At 44.2% G+C, this 15,867-nt stretch carries 17 protein-coding genes; 3 read left to right on the top strand and 14 right to left on the bottom strand.

All coding sequences use genetic code 11. From position 1 onward, the window contains the following. Window positions 1–134 precede the first annotated feature (134 nt). Together KUL49_RS12375 and KUL49_RS12370 are read left to right on the top strand one after the other, a co-directional pair. Entirely contained in the window at window positions 135–3,077 is a 2,943-nt protein-coding gene (locus KUL49_RS12375; protein ID WP_131137469.1) for a DUF349 domain-containing protein, read from the top strand. A gap of 13 nt (window positions 3,078–3,090) precedes the next feature. Further along, on the top strand, window positions 3,091–3,309 hold the full coding sequence (locus tag KUL49_RS12370; RefSeq protein ID WP_131137468.1) for a hypothetical protein: 219 nt from the start codon (window positions 3,091–3,093) through the stop codon (window positions 3,307–3,309). 84 nt (window positions 3,310–3,393) lie between these two features. Here KUL49_RS12370 and KUL49_RS12365 read toward each other — a convergent pair whose 3' ends face one another. From KUL49_RS12365 to KUL49_RS12300, 13 genes are all read right to left on the bottom strand, one after another. Continuing rightward, window positions 3,394–3,588 (bottom strand): hypothetical protein, encoded by a 195-nt coding sequence (locus KUL49_RS12365; protein WP_014949833.1) that lies wholly within the window; start codon window positions 3,586–3,588, stop codon window positions 3,394–3,396. A 38-nt stretch (window positions 3,589–3,626) separates the two neighbouring features. After that, the gene (locus KUL49_RS12360; RefSeq protein WP_014949832.1) at window positions 3,627–3,803 is read right to left on the bottom strand and encodes a DUF1328 domain-containing protein; all 177 of its coding nucleotides are present in this window, start codon (window positions 3,801–3,803) and stop codon (window positions 3,627–3,629) included. A gap of 246 nt (window positions 3,804–4,049) precedes the next feature. Further along, window positions 4,050–4,745, bottom strand: a complete 696-nt coding sequence (locus KUL49_RS12355; RefSeq protein WP_131137467.1) for a DUF2490 domain-containing protein — start codon at window positions 4,743–4,745, stop codon at window positions 4,050–4,052. Window positions 4,746–4,861: 116 nt separating this feature from the next. Then, on the bottom strand, window positions 4,862–5,506 hold the full coding sequence (locus tag KUL49_RS12350; protein WP_131137466.1) for a phosphoribosyl-AMP cyclohydrolase: 645 nt from the start codon (window positions 5,504–5,506) through the stop codon (window positions 4,862–4,864). 558 nt (window positions 5,507–6,064) lie between these two features. After that, complete coding sequence (locus KUL49_RS12340; RefSeq protein ID WP_131137465.1) at window positions 6,065–6,625, bottom strand: hypothetical protein; 561 nt, start codon at window positions 6,623–6,625, stop codon at window positions 6,065–6,067. Window positions 6,626–6,666: 41 nt separating this feature from the next. Beyond that, on the bottom strand, window positions 6,667–6,924 hold the full coding sequence (locus KUL49_RS12335; RefSeq protein ID WP_014949827.1) for a hypothetical protein: 258 nt from the start codon (window positions 6,922–6,924) through the stop codon (window positions 6,667–6,669). Between the two features lie 52 nt (window positions 6,925–6,976). Next, window positions 6,977–7,534, bottom strand: a complete 558-nt coding sequence (locus tag KUL49_RS12330) for a hypothetical protein (RefSeq protein WP_131137464.1) — start codon at window positions 7,532–7,534, stop codon at window positions 6,977–6,979. Between the two features lie 4 nt (window positions 7,535–7,538). Further along, window positions 7,539–7,868: a DUF883 domain-containing protein gene (locus KUL49_RS12325; protein WP_131137463.1), complete on the bottom strand. Its 330-nt coding sequence runs from the start codon at window positions 7,866–7,868 to the stop codon at window positions 7,539–7,541. A gap of 229 nt (window positions 7,869–8,097) precedes the next feature. Next, the gene (locus KUL49_RS12320; RefSeq protein WP_131137462.1) at window positions 8,098–10,182 is read right to left on the bottom strand and encodes a response regulator; all 2,085 of its coding nucleotides are present in this window, start codon (window positions 10,180–10,182) and stop codon (window positions 8,098–8,100) included. 12 nt (window positions 10,183–10,194) lie between these two features. Beyond that, window positions 10,195–10,647 (bottom strand): response regulator, encoded by a 453-nt coding sequence (locus KUL49_RS12315; RefSeq protein ID WP_014949823.1) that lies wholly within the window; start codon window positions 10,645–10,647, stop codon window positions 10,195–10,197. Further along, the gene (locus KUL49_RS12310) at window positions 10,637–12,151 is read right to left on the bottom strand and encodes an ATP-binding protein (protein ID WP_131137461.1); all 1,515 of its coding nucleotides are present in this window, start codon (window positions 12,149–12,151) and stop codon (window positions 10,637–10,639) included. Before KUL49_RS12310 ends, KUL49_RS12315 begins: the two co-directional genes overlap by 11 nt. 4 nt (window positions 12,152–12,155) lie before the next feature. Continuing rightward, the gene (locus KUL49_RS12305; protein ID WP_014949821.1) at window positions 12,156–12,380 is read right to left on the bottom strand and encodes a hypothetical protein; all 225 of its coding nucleotides are present in this window, start codon (window positions 12,378–12,380) and stop codon (window positions 12,156–12,158) included. Window positions 12,381–12,396: 16 nt separating this feature from the next. Then, a complete protein-coding gene (locus tag KUL49_RS12300) occupies window positions 12,397–13,728 on the bottom strand; it encodes a sigma-54 dependent transcriptional regulator (RefSeq protein ID WP_014949820.1) in 1,332 nt (443 codons plus the stop codon). Between the two features lie 546 nt (window positions 13,729–14,274). Between KUL49_RS12300 and KUL49_RS12295 the strand changes: the two genes are divergently transcribed. Beyond that, window positions 14,275–14,880: an exopolysaccharide biosynthesis protein gene (locus KUL49_RS12295; RefSeq protein WP_014976802.1), complete on the top strand. Its 606-nt coding sequence runs from the start codon at window positions 14,275–14,277 to the stop codon at window positions 14,878–14,880. Window positions 14,881–14,888: 8 nt separating this feature from the next. Here KUL49_RS12295 and KUL49_RS12290 read toward each other — a convergent pair whose 3' ends face one another. After that, window positions 14,889–15,812: a LysR family transcriptional regulator gene (locus KUL49_RS12290; RefSeq protein WP_131137460.1), complete on the bottom strand. Its 924-nt coding sequence runs from the start codon at window positions 15,810–15,812 to the stop codon at window positions 14,889–14,891. Between the last annotated feature and the right edge of the window lie 55 nt (window positions 15,813–15,867).

Below are 15,867 nucleotides of genomic sequence, written 5' to 3'. Positions count from 1 at the left end.
AAAAATAGAAAAGTCCTCTGAGCATATGACAGTAGGTGAAAGCGGCGAAATCGTACATAAAAGTAAAGCCGACTTTAAACGCTCGTTACGCGATGAGCAGGATGATAATAATACAATAGCGCGGTTTAAACAGGATGATATTTAGTCGTATATTTGCGCCTTCACACCAAAGCCCAAAGCCTGAAAAACGGATGCAGGCAATCGAGAGTCTCTCTCCCGACAAGGCACAGGAAAAAACAATTCTTCACGAACTGGCATTTAATGACGAAGATGCAAATGTCAGTTTAGCAGCACTCGAAAAGCTTAATAGCTTTGTGCTGTGGCTTAAAATGTCACAAATTGCCAAGCAGTCTCGCGTTAAAAAAGCGGCGGAGAAAAAGGTAAACGCCGCTTTGTTAGGCGAGGGAGATGTCACACTCTCCCGCCAAGAGATATTCTCTTTTTTAACTGAAACAGCCAACGCCGATTTGGTAGTGCAGTTAGTACCGCAAATGTTGAAGAAAGAGCCTATGCTCTTACAAGATGATGCGCTAGCTAACGCGCTAATCGAAAAAGTAGCGAAGCCATCTTTCACCCAGTTTGTTTTTTTAGAAGGCGCAAGTCCCCAACTGCAAACCCAGCTAATAAACGCCCATTCAGACGTATCAGATTTACAGAAACTAGCTAAGAAAGTGTCAGATGATGCGCTTACAAAGCAGATTAATGCACGTATTGACGCTATCAAAGAGGCTGCAAAGCGCCCAGTGGAGCTTAAAAAGCAGCTCACTCTGGGACTTTCAAAATATCAGGCTTTACTCGACAAATCAGATGTAGAAACCATTGATGAAAAGCGCAGCGAACTTGAGAGCGAATTGACTGGGCTGTTTGCTCAAATTGACTTACTCACTTCAGAAGAACGCGCTGATTATGAAGAAAAGCGCGCGCGTATAGGTGAGCAGCTCGAGCGATATTTAAGCCGTATCCGCCCAGCATGGGAAGAGAAGCAACAAGCGTCGCAACGTGCCAATACCAAAGCATTGTGCGAACAGCAGCTTACTTATGCCAAGGAGCAGGTAGCTTGGTTGTACAATAACAGGCTTTGTGAAGCGACGCTTGCTGATGTTGCTACGGTTAATGAAAGCGTGCGCGGTGTTGAAGCAACGCTTGAACAGCTAGCGCGTCTCGATGATGAATCTGCCACTGATAAACGAATTACACAGATTAAGCGCTCTGTCGACGAACTAAACGAGCAGCTTGATCGCTTCTCTATGCAGCAGCAATACGGCCAAAAGCTACTGATAAAACTTCAGTCGCTCGAAGACATTGCCGCTAAGATTGTTTCGGCAAGCGATAGCGAGTCGGGTAAAGATACCCGTGATGTGAGCGTTGAAGAAGCTAGCGCATCGACTGAGAATTTGAGTCAGGTAAATGGTGGCGACGCATTACAAAGCAGTAGTGTAGTGGCTCTTAAAGCGGAGTTTGACGAAGCACGTCAAGCGTATAAAGTGCTTAGTCGCGAAATCGATGCCATTCCTAAGGCGTTGTCTAAACGTTTCAACGCAGCGACAAGCAGTGTAAATGCCAAAGAGCGTGCTCAAAAATCCAAAGAAAATGAGCAAGTAAAACACATTAGAAAGCACATTAGCGTTATCGATAACTTAATTGCTCAGGGTAAATTCCGCGTTGCTATTTCAAAATTTGCAAAGCTTCAGGAAAGTTATGCTGCGCTTCCTGGTTCAGCGAAAAAGTATGTAGAGAAGCGTTTTGAAAAGACCGCTGGTGATGTGTCGCGCTTAGAAGGATGGCAGGATTACCTTGCTGCGCCGCGCAAACCTGCACTTCTAGAAGAAGCAAAAGCGTTAGCCAGCGCTGATGCAGAAAATATTAAGCAAAGAAGTAAGGCCATTAAGTATCTGCGTAAGCAATGGTTATCACTAACACCGTCATCGTCAACGAGTGAAGAAAGTAGTGATGACGCGTTGTTACAGCAGCAATTTGATGATGCACTTGAAAAGGCCTTCGAGCCTTGTAGAGCACATTACGCAAAGTTAGACGCACAACGGGCTGCAGCACGTGAAAAGCGTGAGTCAATTATCGCTACGGTTAAGGCAATGGACATTAACATGCCGGAAGCCGAGCTAGTGAAAGTTTTCGATAGAGTGTCTAAACAGTGGCACGCTGCAGGTCAGGTTGAACGTGAAATTTATGAACAGCTAAAGCAAGAATGGAAGGAGGTATCATCGCCCATTCAGGCTAAAGTAAATAAATGGCAAAGCGACAACCAAGCCCAAAAGCGTGCGTTAGTCACCCAAGCTTGTCAACTTGCTACGGAAGAAGATGTTGCTGGCGCTGCCGACAAAGCTCAGCAATTGCAAAGCCAGTGGAAGCAAATAGGCCATGCAGGTAAACGTGAAGAGAGTAAGTTGTGGGCAGAATTTAAAGCTGCCAATGACACCGTATTTGAACGTTTAAAAGCCGAGCGGAAAGTACAGAATAATGCATTTAACGCGTTAGTAGATTCGCTACTCAAGCAAGTGGAAGCTGTTGACATCAACAGCGATGATGCAACGTTCAGTCAATCAATAAGCGACGTTCGCGCTCAGTTTACCGACTTGCCTAAAGCGCAACGTACGAAAGTAGATAAAAAGATTGATTCACTTGAAAGTAAGCGCGCGGCGCAAGCGAAAAATGCACAATCTCAAGCCCGATTGGCGCGAGCTCAGGCTCTGATTTCTTTACTACAGCTAAGTGTAGGTGAGGGAAGTGGTGATGAGCAATCTCTAGCGGAAACGTTAGGGAAGCGTTGGTCAAGCGTATTGGGTCAGTCAACTGGAAATAAAACAACTCAGCACGATAGACAATGGTTAACGGTAGCATTAGAAGTCGCAACTGGTATGCCAAGCCCAGATGCAGACGCATCTATATGCTCTAGCGTACAGCTACAAATGATGACATCTAAGTTGGAACAAGGTGAGGCGGCAACGGCTCCAGATATCCTTGCGGACTGGTTATCATACGACTCCATACGTGAAGCAGATAACCATTTACTTCAACGGGTTGTTGCGGTCATTGATGCTCACCCAGAAATTGTTGTTTAAACGGATAGACTCAATGGAAAACAGTGTTGAGTTTCAATTTGAAACAGAAATGTCTGCCTATCGCTTTTTAAATACCGCAAAGCATATCGAAGCTGAAGGGTTAAGGGTGAAGTTCGGGCGTACCGACCATCATGTAAGCGTGAAGTATCGTTATAGCCTCGGTGAGTTTGATTCGACGCTATCTACACTTGACGACCTTGCGCGGGAGTTAGGTGGTGAGGAAGTCTCTTAAGTAAACGGCCAGGTAAAACAACGTCGAGAGTAAATACAAAAAGGGCCAGACATTTGTCTGGCCCTTCTTTTGATAAAAACCTAATTAACAGTCTTTATCTTCAGCGTCTACGCCTTCTTTCACATCTTCACAAGCGTCTTCAACGGCATTACCTGCATCGGTAACAATTTCGTCTAGCTCTTCGCCTGCGTCTTCCGCTTCACCGTCACCGCATGCTGCTAGTGATAGTGCAAATGCTGATGCTACTAGTACCTTTGATAAGTTTTTAAATGAAAACATATCCTTACTCCTTTTTCCTATTAAAATACTTTTAACTCTTAGGCCCTTGGTGCTCTACCACGTAACGCATTTGCGATAAGTGAAATTACGAGCAACGCGATAAACACAAAGAAAAGAAACTGTGCGATACCTGTTGCTGCACCTGCGATGCCTCCAAAACCAAAAACTGCTGCAATAATGGCGATGATAAAAAATGTGATTGCCCAACCTAACATAACTTAATCCTCGTATTGCTTCCGTTACTTTCACTGTAACTAATGCTATCTCTGTGCCTGTTTTCTAAGTTATTGAAATACATTGATATAATTTAATTTTTCTCTGATTGTCAGGCCGTATCTGCAGGCAATTAACGTCACGATTACACGTACGAATGCATTTTTTACATGATTGAGTAAGGCCCTAGTCACCCAACTTTACTCTTTGTGTGTTAAGGGCCTTTGGCTGGGGGTATTCTTTGATTCTTACCAGCTTCCGAAGAACGTAAGAGCAAGGTTGTGGTTTGTTGTGGCGTCTGAATTGGCGCCTGGCGACGCAATATGATTATGTAAGTATCCCATCTCGACGCGCCATTTCTTGTTGAGGTGATAGGCCGGTCCCACGTAAAGTCTATTTTGATCAAACCCGCTATTTTGGCCCCAGTCTGTGTCGTTCAAAGCCCAAAATACCTCGTCCCACACGACTATTGACCATTGCTCATTTAAAGGTTTCGACCACCGTATAAATTGTCTAAACCTATAGCCTGTATCACTGCCTTCATCGCTCCTGAATCGCTGCTCCAAACGACTTCTACCTGAAATGGTACCGCCCATAGATTTGCTTAATGAATACGTGGCTTGCTGCCACACCCTGTCTTCTTCAATTGAACCGCTGTCTGAGTCTATCGTTACTCTTGCAACACCCAGCCACAAGGTCGTATCGCTTGATAGTTGGTAGCCGACACCGGGACGAACTATAGAAACGCCAAGGCGAGATGCGTCGTCTTTAAAGCGTAAATGACCGTCAAACCAAAATTGCCATTTACCTTTTTCATCGGCATCTCCAGTGAGTGCGAGGGCGTTCCAAGATTGAAAATCTGACTCGGCGTGTGACTTAACGCCGGCTGTCATCGCCATCACAAGTAGTAAGACGCAACGCGTCATGATTCGTTTTGCGCACATAGTTTTTCTCGTTGAAAATAAAAAAGAGGCAAAGCGAAAGGGAAGGAACGCCTTGCCTGCAAAGGGAGAGTGTTTCGCCCCTTACACTTCCTAAGAATGGAGGGGCAATGGCCTATCTAGTTACCGTTTGGGTTGTAAGGTAACGAAGATTGGTGAGCAACAATACGCAGGTCGCCGTCACTATCTTTGACATAGGCAAACGTGTATTCCACCTTCGTTTCGCCACCTTTTGTATCGGTAAAGAAGTAGTTGCCCATCGCCACGGCCATGCGACAGCTGTTGTTGATAATACCCACATTATCGAATTTCACATTTATGTATGGCTTGATAGCAAAGCCTTTGTCCTCTTCGTAAGCGTCATTACCGCCAACAAAGTATGAAAGCGCAGCATCGAAGCTTGAACGGAACTGGTCGTTAGCTGCAAGCGTTGGTTTAAACAGTACGCTGCTTAAATCGTAACCATACATAGCTTGGATGAAATCTGCGGCTTCGCCAGAGTAATCACCATCATTGCTAAATACTGCACCAATTCGCACTATGCCGTCACCCCACATCTTTTGTGCCGTTACCACTTCTCGCTCAGTAATACACTCGTCGGAATAAAGTAATGCGTTGTCGAGTGCTTTAGCTTTTAACACCGGAACATTCGAACTAGCTGAATGCTCCATCTGCGGTTTTGCCACTGCACTGCAACCAGTCACCAACATGACTGTAGCTGCTACAAGGGTAGTTTTTGTCATTAACGTGCTTAGCTTTCTCATCGCCTGACTCCTTAGTCATTTGCAAAATAAATATGTGCTATTAACTGATTCAATTGCTTAGAGCAGTACCGCTACAACGTTGTCGATAGAGGTGTATAAATCTGCTCTGCAGTTTATGGGTTTAATGATAGCGAGCTATGATGACGGAGACTTTTGTACAACATTAATAGAAGATTAACGGGTCATTAAAAATGCAAGAAGCACTTCAGAAGAATGGATAACAGCTATAAATTAGAGTCTATAGACTAGAGGCTATAGATTAGAGGCTTTAAATTAGAGAAAAGGGCTGTGATAGCAGCAGTGTCATCGACTCTTTCAAGAAGAAACGAATATGACACTGGCCAAGTTTGTAGAAAAGTGGAGAATGCAGTTAACCAGTGGACTGCTAGCCACAACAGAAAAGTAATAAAGACTAGTGCACGGGTTGTTGGCTTTGAAACATATTACGGTTTTGCTCATGTGTTTGAGCGATGCTTTCCAGTAACTGCAACTAGGGCCTGAAAAGCATTTCTATTAAAACGGATGTTTCAGAGCATTGGTGAGCGGCAAAACGCTCAGCTAGTTGCCATTTTTTGGCTCCAGAGGCTCTGATAGTACCTCTAAGACAGTAAAAGCATTTTTACCTAGACGGGTTTTATCATTCGCCATCATTACATCAATAGTAAAGTAGATGTCGTTAATTTGAGTTTTCACAACGTCGCTTGAGCTTGGGACGGCCATAGGCTGTGCCACTTCATCGCAGCCTGACATAGTGCACTGCCTGTCTGTTTGAAATGCCACGGGCTCTTCCTTGTTCGCCATAACTTCTCGCGCAACAACTGGCTTTTTATCCACGTTGGTTTTAACAATAGCTAAATAGGTAAAGCCTTGCTTTTGAGCAATTTCCGCTGCTCTGTAAAGGGCATATTGCTGTACTTTATCAGCAGGAGTTTTGTCTGTTGCCTTAAAAAGAACCTTGTATTCGTTCTCAGAAATTTTTTCGCTCGAATAGCCATAGGCAGCTTTGGTACTCGCTGACTTATAAGGGGTAGGGGCTGCTACAGGGGTCGATGAACAACCTACTATTGCAAGGCTAAACGCCGCACCAACGCAGGCAAGCATCAAACGGCTTTTCTTCATATTTTTTTGTTGTTCATCTCACATATTCCTTAGTACTGTGATCATTGAAATAGCGACAATAGTGCAGTCCTACTTATTGCCATTAGGGCTTGATTGCGTTTTGCTTTGGGTTTTGCATCTACCGCACCCTTGTATGCGCCAAGGGTTGCAATGCCAAGCAAAGTTTCAGGCTTTCCCATCATCAGTTTACATTGCCTCTTTGCTTGTGTAAGTGCAACATCTGCATGATGTTTTTGCGAAAAATAAGCATGCTCTTTCTGTGCTATATCTTTCATATTCGATTTTAAAAAAATGTTCATCGCTTTTCCTCACTATTGGCGGTGGCTTTTTACGCAATGGTAAGCATTTTCACTATCCGAAAACCCGTCGCCACGTTTGTATGAGTCTGCTAAAGCTCAGGTAATTGAATGCATTTTGTGCAAGCTTAAATAAACAAAAGGCCGCAACGCCGTTGAGCACCAATAACAGGAGTGGAACTACCACATAACTAACGCCCACACTATGAAGTATAGCGCCAATGGCGATGTTTAAAATGAGCCAACATACTGTGCCTACTGCAAATGCCGCTAAGCATGCAAAGACGGTAACAAAGAAACTCTTTTTAATGAGCATCAATTCACTGTTAGTGAGCTCTAAAAACGCCAACCCCTGCGCTTTTCGCTGGGTCAATGCTTCTGAGAAAGCCGAGAAGATATCCGAAAACGATGGGTCGGGGTAATTCTGTTGCGTTGACTTGTTCTGTTGTGTTGACTTGTATTTTGCAGAGTGTTCAGAGGTTGCTGATGCAGCGTTAGCATTGTCACCGTTGCTCGTAACATTAGGATTCGCCTGCGCCGCGGGCGGCGTCAGGCGAAAAGGATTTTCTGTGCACAAATTGAAATTTGCTCTTCGAAAATCTGGTACAGTCATCGTATTACTTCTTACGTAAAAGTGACGTCACTAATATTCCTGCTGCGAAAGCGATACCCGCTGTCGCTATTGGGTTCTCAATGGCATATCTACGGACTTTCGACGCCTGCCATTTTTGCTGTGCCAGACGCTTTCTCGCTGACATGTTCTCTGCAGACGATGTCGCAGTGCGACGAATGTTTTCCTCTGCAATCCCTGCACTGTCTGCTAACTTGTCTACTGACGCATGAAGAGAATCTTTCAGTTGATCCGTTACTGGGTGACTCGGCTCAGCCACGCCGTTTGTACCGTTACGTTTAACTGTTTGCGATTTAGCTGAAGCTTGTGTAGCCATAATACTCTCCTTAATATTCTGGGTTCACATAGATAGCTGCAACTGGTATACCAAACTATTATCTTACTGTTTTATATGGCTTATTTTATTTTTCTATTGTTGCGTGAGGTGCTTATGTGCAAGTCTCACACACTGTTGTGTCTTACGTCTGTAATATTTTCTTGGTCTTGATGATGCGCTGCTCAACCTCCGACATTCGATACAGGTTGGCAGCGATAAAATTAACTTTTCAGCCCACTACCGAGGCTAAATCGTCTTTGGTGACAGGTTTGAGCAATGCACTGTTGATCCCTATCGTTGTCATCGCTTCGGAGTCCGCTTCGTGACCGCTTACAATAGTAAGGATGGCATCTGGTAGCTTTTGCTTGAGCTCACTCGCTAAGTCGTAACCGTTATAATCGGGAAGGGTAAGGTCCATAAGAATGTGATCGAAACTTTGATTTTCTGCAGCCTGTAATGCTTCAGCACCGCTGTACTGAGTAGTGACCGTATGACCTAAGTGGGAAAGAAACAATTGCAGTAACTCCGCCGCATCCTCATCGTCTTCAATCACAAGTATGTGCTTATTGGCAGGCTGATCTGAATTACCATTTGAATCGGTAGACTGGATTTTCTGCTCTGCCTGCCCAGGGGTTGCAAGCCCTCGATAAGCGGTCTCGTCCTCTGGAGCATACGGCTTGTTCATTGGCATGTCTGCAACTTGGGCTTCCACGTTGGTAAATGTTACGTGATTACCTGGCGGAAGGTATTGCGAAAGCAAGTTAGCCAGTGCAAACCGGTCAATGGGTTTTCCAATTACGTCGTTAAACCCTTCGCGAATCAATGATTCTCTTAAGCCTTTGCGGCTTGCTGCTGTCACAGCAATCACTGGGATATCCTGCCCATGTCGTCTAATCGCATGCAGGGCTTCTATGCCATTCATCACTGGCATATGAATATCCATTAAAACGAGGTCGAAGGGCTGGTTGTGTTCATCCGCCTGCAACACGGCTTCCAGTGCTTTTACGCCATTTTCAGCGTAGCTAATATCAGCTTGAGATTGACTCACAAGGTGACCAGTTAGCCGTCGAATTTCTCGCAAGTCATCAACAATTAATACGCGTCCAGTCACGTTTAAATTGATGCTACTAGACTCGACAGGTTGAATTTGGCCTAATTCAAGATCTACACGAGGCTGTTCAGAAACATCGCCAGGGTTTATATCAAATGTAAATGTGCTGCCTTCTCCTAAACGAGACTTAACATCAATGTCGCCGCCCAGTTTAGTGACAAGCTCTTTGCAAATGGCAAGTCCAAGTCCTGCTCCGCCATGATTGGCGCGCATTACATCTTCTATTTGTTCGAAAGGCTGAAAAATATTGATGAGCTTATCAGGCGGCATGCCGATACCTGTATCATCTACAGAAAATCGCAGCAGTGTTTGACTCGAATCGTTTTCAGACGGCTCGTCGAGAGAGATGGTAAGCGTGATACTGCCCTTGTCGGTAAATTTCACGGCATTCGAAATAAGGTTCAACAATACCTGACGCAGGCGGGTAGGATCTGTGTGTATAAACTCTGGTATTTTTGTTTTTGAAACAACGTTAAGGCTTAGTCCTTTGTCTTTGGCATTCAAACGCATTAATGAGTGAATGTCCGTCAAAAACGCGCTTAAGTTCACTTCCTTAATGTTGAGTTCAAGTTTCTCTGCCATTATCCGCGACATGTCTAGCAAATCATTGAGTAGGCTTAACAGGTGCTTGCCATTAGAGTGGATAATAGATAACTCTTGTTGAAAAGGGCTGTTTCTCGCATCGTCTATAAGCAGTTCGGTGTAGCCAAGAATAGAGGTGAGGGGGGTGCGCAGCTCATGCCCTAAATGCGCAAGGAACTTATCTTTGGCCTTGTTCTTTTGCTCTACTTTGTTCCGCTCAATTCGCTCGTTCTCTATGTCACGGCGAACCATGGCGTATCTAATCGTGCGCATAAACCGCGGTGATTCAATTTCCGATTTTTGCAAATAGTCTGCGGCACCTGCACGCATCACCATTTCATCGACGGTAGCATCCGACTGTCCGGTAAGTATTACCACGGGTAAATTGAACTGGTTAGATTTTAAAACACCCAGTACATCAATCGCGTTCTCGGCACCCAGCAGATAATCTAACAAACACAAGTCGAAACTTTGTGTCTTTAATGCCTCTACTGCGTCTAAGCTATTTGTCACCCACGTCAACTCAAACGTAGGTGACTCGCACTGCGCTAGATAATCAGAGGTTAAGAAGTAATCATCTTCATCATCCTCTACCAACAGAATTTTTATTACCTCTGTCATCTAGTACCTCTTTTACTCGTGTGGTAATTCTACGAACTCTATCCAGTAACGTCCGAGCGCGCGCATCAGTTCAACCAATCCTTCAAAGTTCACTGGTTTTGTAATGTAAGATGCGCAACCTAGATCATAACCGCGAAGCATATCTTCCTCTTCTTTAGAGGTAGTGAGAATTACGACCGGGATACTGCGAAGCTTGGGGTCGTTTTTCAGTTCTTGCAGCGCCTCTCTACCGTCTTTTCTTGGCATATTTAAATCCAGTAAAATAAGACTAGGTCGCGGTGCCGATGCAGGATCTGTATATTTACCTTCATGTCGAAGAAACTCTAATAATTCAACGCCATCTTCAACACAAAACAGATTGTTTAGAACGCGGCTCTCTTTGAGCGCGTCAACCGTAAGTAAGCGGTCGTCTTCGTCATCGTCCGCCATAAGTATATTGATAGGCTGAGTTTGTTTACGCGTCATTGTGTGTTTCTCCATTATTGTTGTTAGAACCAAACGGTTCACTATTTTTGGGTATTATTATCGAGAACGTTGCCCCTTTTCCGGGAGAACTATCTGCGGTTATTTGACCGTTGTGCCGTTCTACAATACGACGACAAACGGCAAGCCCAATCCCCGTACCTTTGTATTCACTTCTACCGTGAAGGCGTTGGAAAGGGGCAAATATTTTTTCAGCAAACGATTGTTCGAACCCTATACCGTTGTCTGATACGGTTATTTTTGTCCAGTCGTATTCTTCAGCAAGCAGAATGTCTTTCGTTTCTTCTTCCGTCGCGTCCCTTGCAGATATCGTTACTTCAGGTCTCACTCCCTCGCTCTGAAATTTCAGTGCGTTAGACACTAAGTTTAAAAACAGCTGCTCTAATTGCGATTTGTCACCGCGAATAGTCGGCATATCGCTAACATTTATTTGCGCAGACTTTTCATCGATAGCGATTTCCAAATCGCCCATGATGCTATCCACTACGGTGCCTAGATTAACGTCGTCAAACTCTTTACCTCGTGTGGAAACGCGAGAAAAGGCGAGAAGATCTGAAATAAGCATGGACATCCGCTCTGCTGCATTGAGCATGCGCGCAAGGTAATCTTTGCCTCGTTCGTCTATCACATCGTTGTAACCCGATTCTAAGCGGTTACCAAATGCCCGAATTTTTCTCAATGGTTCTTGAAGATCGTGTGACGCAACAAAGGCAAAATCTTCCAACTCTCTATTACTTCGTGCTAATTCGTCTGAATAAACACTTAACTCTTGCGTTCTATCTGCTATCCGAGATTCTAGATCTTCGTTAACAGACTCTAGGTCAGCTTGGTATTTCTCATGCTCACGGGAATTTATTTTGAGCAATAAAAATACTGTAATAATCAGTAGCAGAGTCGTTGCAGAGGAAATGATCAGCGTATTAACAGAGTCCCTTCTTAGGCTCATTAAGTTGGCTAAATGCGTGCCTTGCATATCTCGTTCTGAACCGTCGATTTCTCTAAATAAGGTTTCAAACTGTTTGTAGAGTTTTATACCCTTATCGCTATTCACTAAAATGACAGCTTGTTGCTCTTTCCCTTCTTTATACAGCTCAACTACTTCAATGACTTCATTGATTTTTGCTTTGGTTAAAGACAAAAGTTCTTCGATGCGGATGGACTGGTCGTTAATATCTGAAGAGAAGGAGCTTACTTCTACCTCATCCATTAATTCGCCGATTACGCTTAACGTTTCGGTGTAGTCGGTAAGATATTCTTCATCGCCAGTTAGCATATAGCCGCGCTGACCAGACTCCACACGAAGTACAGCAACGTGAAGGCGGTTAACTGCATTGATAACACGGTTCGTAGTGAACAGCCGCGCTTCCAGAGCAGAAAGGTCATTCAATGTACTAACTACGTAAAATGAATTAGCAGTTATTACAATAATGACCAGAACAACTAAAATTATCCAACTGTATAGTGAAGACAATACTTTAGTAATCATTTACTTAATCCGAAACATTGCCACTTAACTCTGATGTCATTTCAGCAAGAGTATGGCTGCAGTCTTTAGCACTGCTTATTATTTTATCCAACGCCACCAATGCCTTTTCAGGTGGAACGTCACCGTTTAATGCCATTTTTACTAGCTCAGCTTGCATTGATATTCTGTTTAATGGTTTGCGTGCATCATGCACATAAACACTTAGTCGAGAAAATTCTTCGCTAGTCATGCCGAATACCTCTTACTTAGTCGTCTTTACTTAAGTCACCATATGCATGAAGACGGTTGTAAAGCGTTTTTGTACTAATTCCCAGCATTTCTGCTGCGGTGGTCTTATTGCCATTCACTTTTTCCAACGTGGCATAAATTAGCTCTTTTTCCACGTCTTCAATGGTTCTACCAGCTTGAAGTGCCGGTGTCGTGCTCTGTTTTTGAGCAAATGGTGACTCAATGGTTTTTGGTAATTCAATCTCACTCTTTTCAGGGTCGCTCATAATGGCAGCGCGATGCACAAAGTGTCTTAGTTCACGCACGTTACCGGGCCAGTCGTAGGCTTGTAACGTATCGAGTTGACTATCTTCCCACTTAAATTGCGAGCCATTATCTTTATTGAATTCAGCAATAAAGGTTTTTGCTAGTAATGGAATATCTTCCTTTCTTTCGCGTAGCGGAGGAATGGTGATTGGGAACACCGCAAGTCTGAAGTAGATGTCTTCGCGCAGTACTTTGCTTTGCGCAATCTCTTCCATTGTTCGGTTCGTGGCAGATACAACGCGGCAGCTCACCGGGATGGTCTTCGTTCCGCCCACACGAATAACAACCTTGTTTTCTAAAACGCGGAGTAAGTTGGGCTGCATATCAATGGGCATTTCTGTGATTTCGTCCAAAAAGAGCGTGCCGCCCTCAGCTTGTTCGAAAACACCTTCTTTACGTCCTACAGCGCCGGTAAATGCTCCTTTTTCGTGACCGAAAAGTTCGCTACCTATTAGTTCTTTTGAGAATGCACCACAGTTGGTTGCAATATAGGGACCTTCACTTTCTGAAGCACGATGAATTGCGGCAGCCACCACTTCTTTACCTACACCGCTTTCACCAAGCAGCATTACGTTAGCGCTGGTTTTACTCACTCTAGAAATCAGCTTGTAGAGCTCTTTCATAATTGGCGATTCACCAATCAGTAGGTCAAAATGTTTCTCTATTTTTTCTTGCGCAGGTGCTTTTTCTTTTGGCTTTTGACTTAATACAGCCTCTATTTCCTCCCGTTGAATTGGCTTAACAAGGTAGTCGACCGTGGGGCCACACAGACCCTTTATAACGCTTTTCACAGAAGGGTGACCCGTTATCAAAGTAACGCGAGGGCGCTTAGGAAGTGCATCTAACTCATTGAACAAGTGCGCGCCGCTTCCATCGGGTAGCATGAAATCAAGCAGTACATGGTCAAAGGTTTCTTTCTCTAACCAATCGCGGGCTTCTTTGAGTGTGGCAGCGGTAAGTACTTCGTGGCCAAGAAATTCGATGATAGTACAAGCTACTTCTGTGAACTCGGCGTCGTCATCAACTAAAAGTACGGTAAGCACGTGGATGTCCCTCTCTTCTTTCGTTTCCTATTCAGAAAAAATATGGAATAGAATCAATGTTATAGTTTTATCATACGCTATTAACAACTGAATGCTAAAGCGCATATTTAAAGTTTATTTATACGCTGGTTTAAATTGATAAAGCGTAAGCGCATCGGAAAATATCTAAGCGCTTCAAGCAACCCGGAAATCTTGAACATTTGCCTGGATGCCAGGGAAAGTCTGTTGCGCTACCTTCTTCTAATTTATCAACTCTTTGCGATCAGCGGTACACATCGCACTAAAGTACAGAATGTCTATATCTGTCTTTGTTTTATTAAGTGATTTTATTTTACTTATCAGGGGCATTTGCAAAAAGTATTCCTGTCTTCAACACACCGTCACATGCAATCGATGGCATATTTTTCGCACGATTTGCCTGTCTAAGGTTACTTGCAATCTCACTATGGCAAATCGAGTAGGTGCAAGAAATGTATATTAATTAGGCGAGGAGCCCGTCTGATTAGCGCGACGTTTGCTGGTAATGTGATATCAAAGGAATTGAAGATGTGGGGAAAAACAGCTGTAAGATCAATGACCTTGTACGAGTTGTTGGGGAAAATGCAGCCGCGAGCAAGACAAGATACGTTCGAGTTTGCTGAATTTTGGGATGTGATGGAGAAAAGAGGCTTTGGACCAATGTTGGCGCTGCCATCTTTTATCGCTTGCACACCGATTGGGGCCATCCCTGGGATCCCATCTTTAGCGGGTGGGACAATTTTACTCATCGCGTTGCAAATTTTACTCGGTCGTAGGCATCCTTGGTTACCGCAAAAAGTGATGCAACTAAACTGTGACGCCGATCAGCTTCGCTACATTGTCGAAAAGGTTAAACCGTATGCAGTACGCGTAGACCGCTTTTTAGTTCCTCGGTGTTTTTTCATGCGCCAGCCTGTGTTCAGATCACTCATCGCATTATGTTGTGCAGGTTGCGGACTTGTAATGATTCCTCTGGAGCTTATTCCCTTTATGGGCCTTATTCCCGCTTTTGCTGTTTTTATTATGGCAATAGGCATGGCCACAGACGATGGTGCTGTGGCGTTAGTTGGTGTTTCATTATCGCTATTTGGCTTTATACTTGGATTTGAACGCCTTGCAGTCGCTCTAAGCTGATGGTCAAACTACTCAGTACACGAATCGAGCATAAAATCTGACGATGGAAGGTTCATTGTTTGATATCGTAGCTCACCAATAAAAGCACGGGCAGCTGGCCCCAACGTATCGCCGTCTTCAAAAGACAGATAAAGGAGCGCCTTACGCAATGCTGCATTATTATCCAGGGGAAGGGGAACGAGTGTACCGTCTTCAAGCTCATCTTTAATTATTGCTATAGGCAGCCACGCAAAACCCAACCCCTGAGCAATAATATCTAATGACGTTCTAACGTGGCTTACGGTCCAGCGTTGCTCTGCACCTAACCAGCCCACATCAGCTTTACGTTCCGCGGACGAATCCCTTACCACAATTTGACGATGCGCTTTTAAGTCTTCCAGTGTGAGCGTTCTATTCAATTGGTGTAATGGATGGTCGGCGTGAGCGACAGCTGCAAACTCAATTTCGCACAAGTCTTCGCTAAAGCCATTAGGAAACACGAAAGGAGAGATGCCTAAATCAACGTTACCATTGCTCAAAAGTGAATTTGCGCCACTGAGCACAGTTTCTTCTATCTCGATACGAAGGAGCGGGAACTCAGCAGAAACTTTCGCTAGCACGTTATAAAGCAATTCAGACGGAAAAATAATATCCACCGCTATGCGTAAAGTTGTTTCTGTGCCAGATTGAAGGCTATTGGCAACGGCCTCGAGCTTGTGTGCTTCGCTCAGCAAAAAAGAGGCACGGCGATACATAAGTTCGCCTTGCGGCGAAAGCTGGACTTTACGTCCAATATTCTCAAACAACGACACACCAATGGCGTTTTCAAGCTTTTGAACCGCGTGGTGAACGCTCGATTGACTTTTGTGAACTTCAGCAGCAGCTTGATTAAAGCCGCCTGCATCGACGACGGCTTTGAACATTCGCCATTGTTCTAACGTAGATTTCAGCATACAGGCCCTTAAAACTCTTAATTAACGCTACTTATAGCATACACGTGGTTAAGAA

It is taken from the genome of Alteromonas sp. KUL17 (genome assembly GCF_006538305.1).
Classification (GTDB): domain Bacteria; phylum Pseudomonadota; class Gammaproteobacteria; order Enterobacterales; family Alteromonadaceae; genus Alteromonas; species Alteromonas macleodii.
This window is presented reverse-complemented; position numbering and strand designations above follow the sequence as displayed.

Bases quoted from the DNA above. Each gene is read 5' to 3' on its own strand.
- KUL49_RS12310 (WP_131137461.1), bottom strand. From the start codon at position 12,151: ATGATTACTAAAGTATTGTCTTCACTATACAGTTGGATAATTTTAGTT.
- KUL49_RS12295 (WP_014976802.1), top strand. From the start codon at position 14,275: ATGTGGGGAAAAACAGCTGTAAGATCAATGACCTTGTACGAGTTGTTG.
- KUL49_RS12325 (WP_131137463.1), bottom strand. From the start codon at position 7,868: ATGGCTACACAAGCTTCAGCTAAATCGCAAACAGTTAAACGTAACGGT.
- KUL49_RS12305 (WP_014949821.1), bottom strand. From the start codon at position 12,380: ATGACTAGCGAAGAATTTTCTCGACTAAGTGTTTATGTGCATGATGCA.
- KUL49_RS12290 (WP_131137460.1), bottom strand. From the start codon at position 15,812: ATGCTGAAATCTACGTTAGAACAATGGCGAATGTTCAAAGCCGTCGTC.
- KUL49_RS12350 (WP_131137466.1), bottom strand. From the start codon at position 5,506: ATGAGAAAGCTAAGCACGTTAATGACAAAAACTACCCTTGTAGCAGCT.
- KUL49_RS12370 (WP_131137468.1), top strand. From the start codon at position 3,091: ATGGAAAACAGTGTTGAGTTTCAATTTGAAACAGAAATGTCTGCCTAT.
- KUL49_RS12365 (WP_014949833.1), bottom strand. From the start codon at position 3,588: ATGTTTTCATTTAAAAACTTATCAAAGGTACTAGTAGCATCAGCATTT.
- KUL49_RS12315 (WP_014949823.1), bottom strand. From the start codon at position 10,647: ATGACGCGTAAACAAACTCAGCCTATCAATATACTTATGGCGGACGAT.
- KUL49_RS12335 (WP_014949827.1), bottom strand. From the start codon at position 6,924: ATGAACATTTTTTTAAAATCGAATATGAAAGATATAGCACAGAAAGAG.
- KUL49_RS12320 (WP_131137462.1), bottom strand. From the start codon at position 10,182: ATGACAGAGGTAATAAAAATTCTGTTGGTAGAGGATGATGAAGATGAT.
- KUL49_RS12375 (WP_131137469.1), top strand. From the start codon at position 135: ATGATATTTAGTCGTATATTTGCGCCTTCACACCAAAGCCCAAAGCCT.
- KUL49_RS12360 (WP_014949832.1), bottom strand. From the start codon at position 3,803: ATGTTAGGTTGGGCAATCACATTTTTTATCATCGCCATTATTGCAGCA.
- KUL49_RS12355 (WP_131137467.1), bottom strand. From the start codon at position 4,745: ATGTGCGCAAAACGAATCATGACGCGTTGCGTCTTACTACTTGTGATG.
- KUL49_RS12330 (WP_131137464.1), bottom strand. From the start codon at position 7,534: ATGACTGTACCAGATTTTCGAAGAGCAAATTTCAATTTGTGCACAGAA.
- KUL49_RS12340 (WP_131137465.1), bottom strand. From the start codon at position 6,625: ATGAAGAAAAGCCGTTTGATGCTTGCCTGCGTTGGTGCGGCGTTTAGC.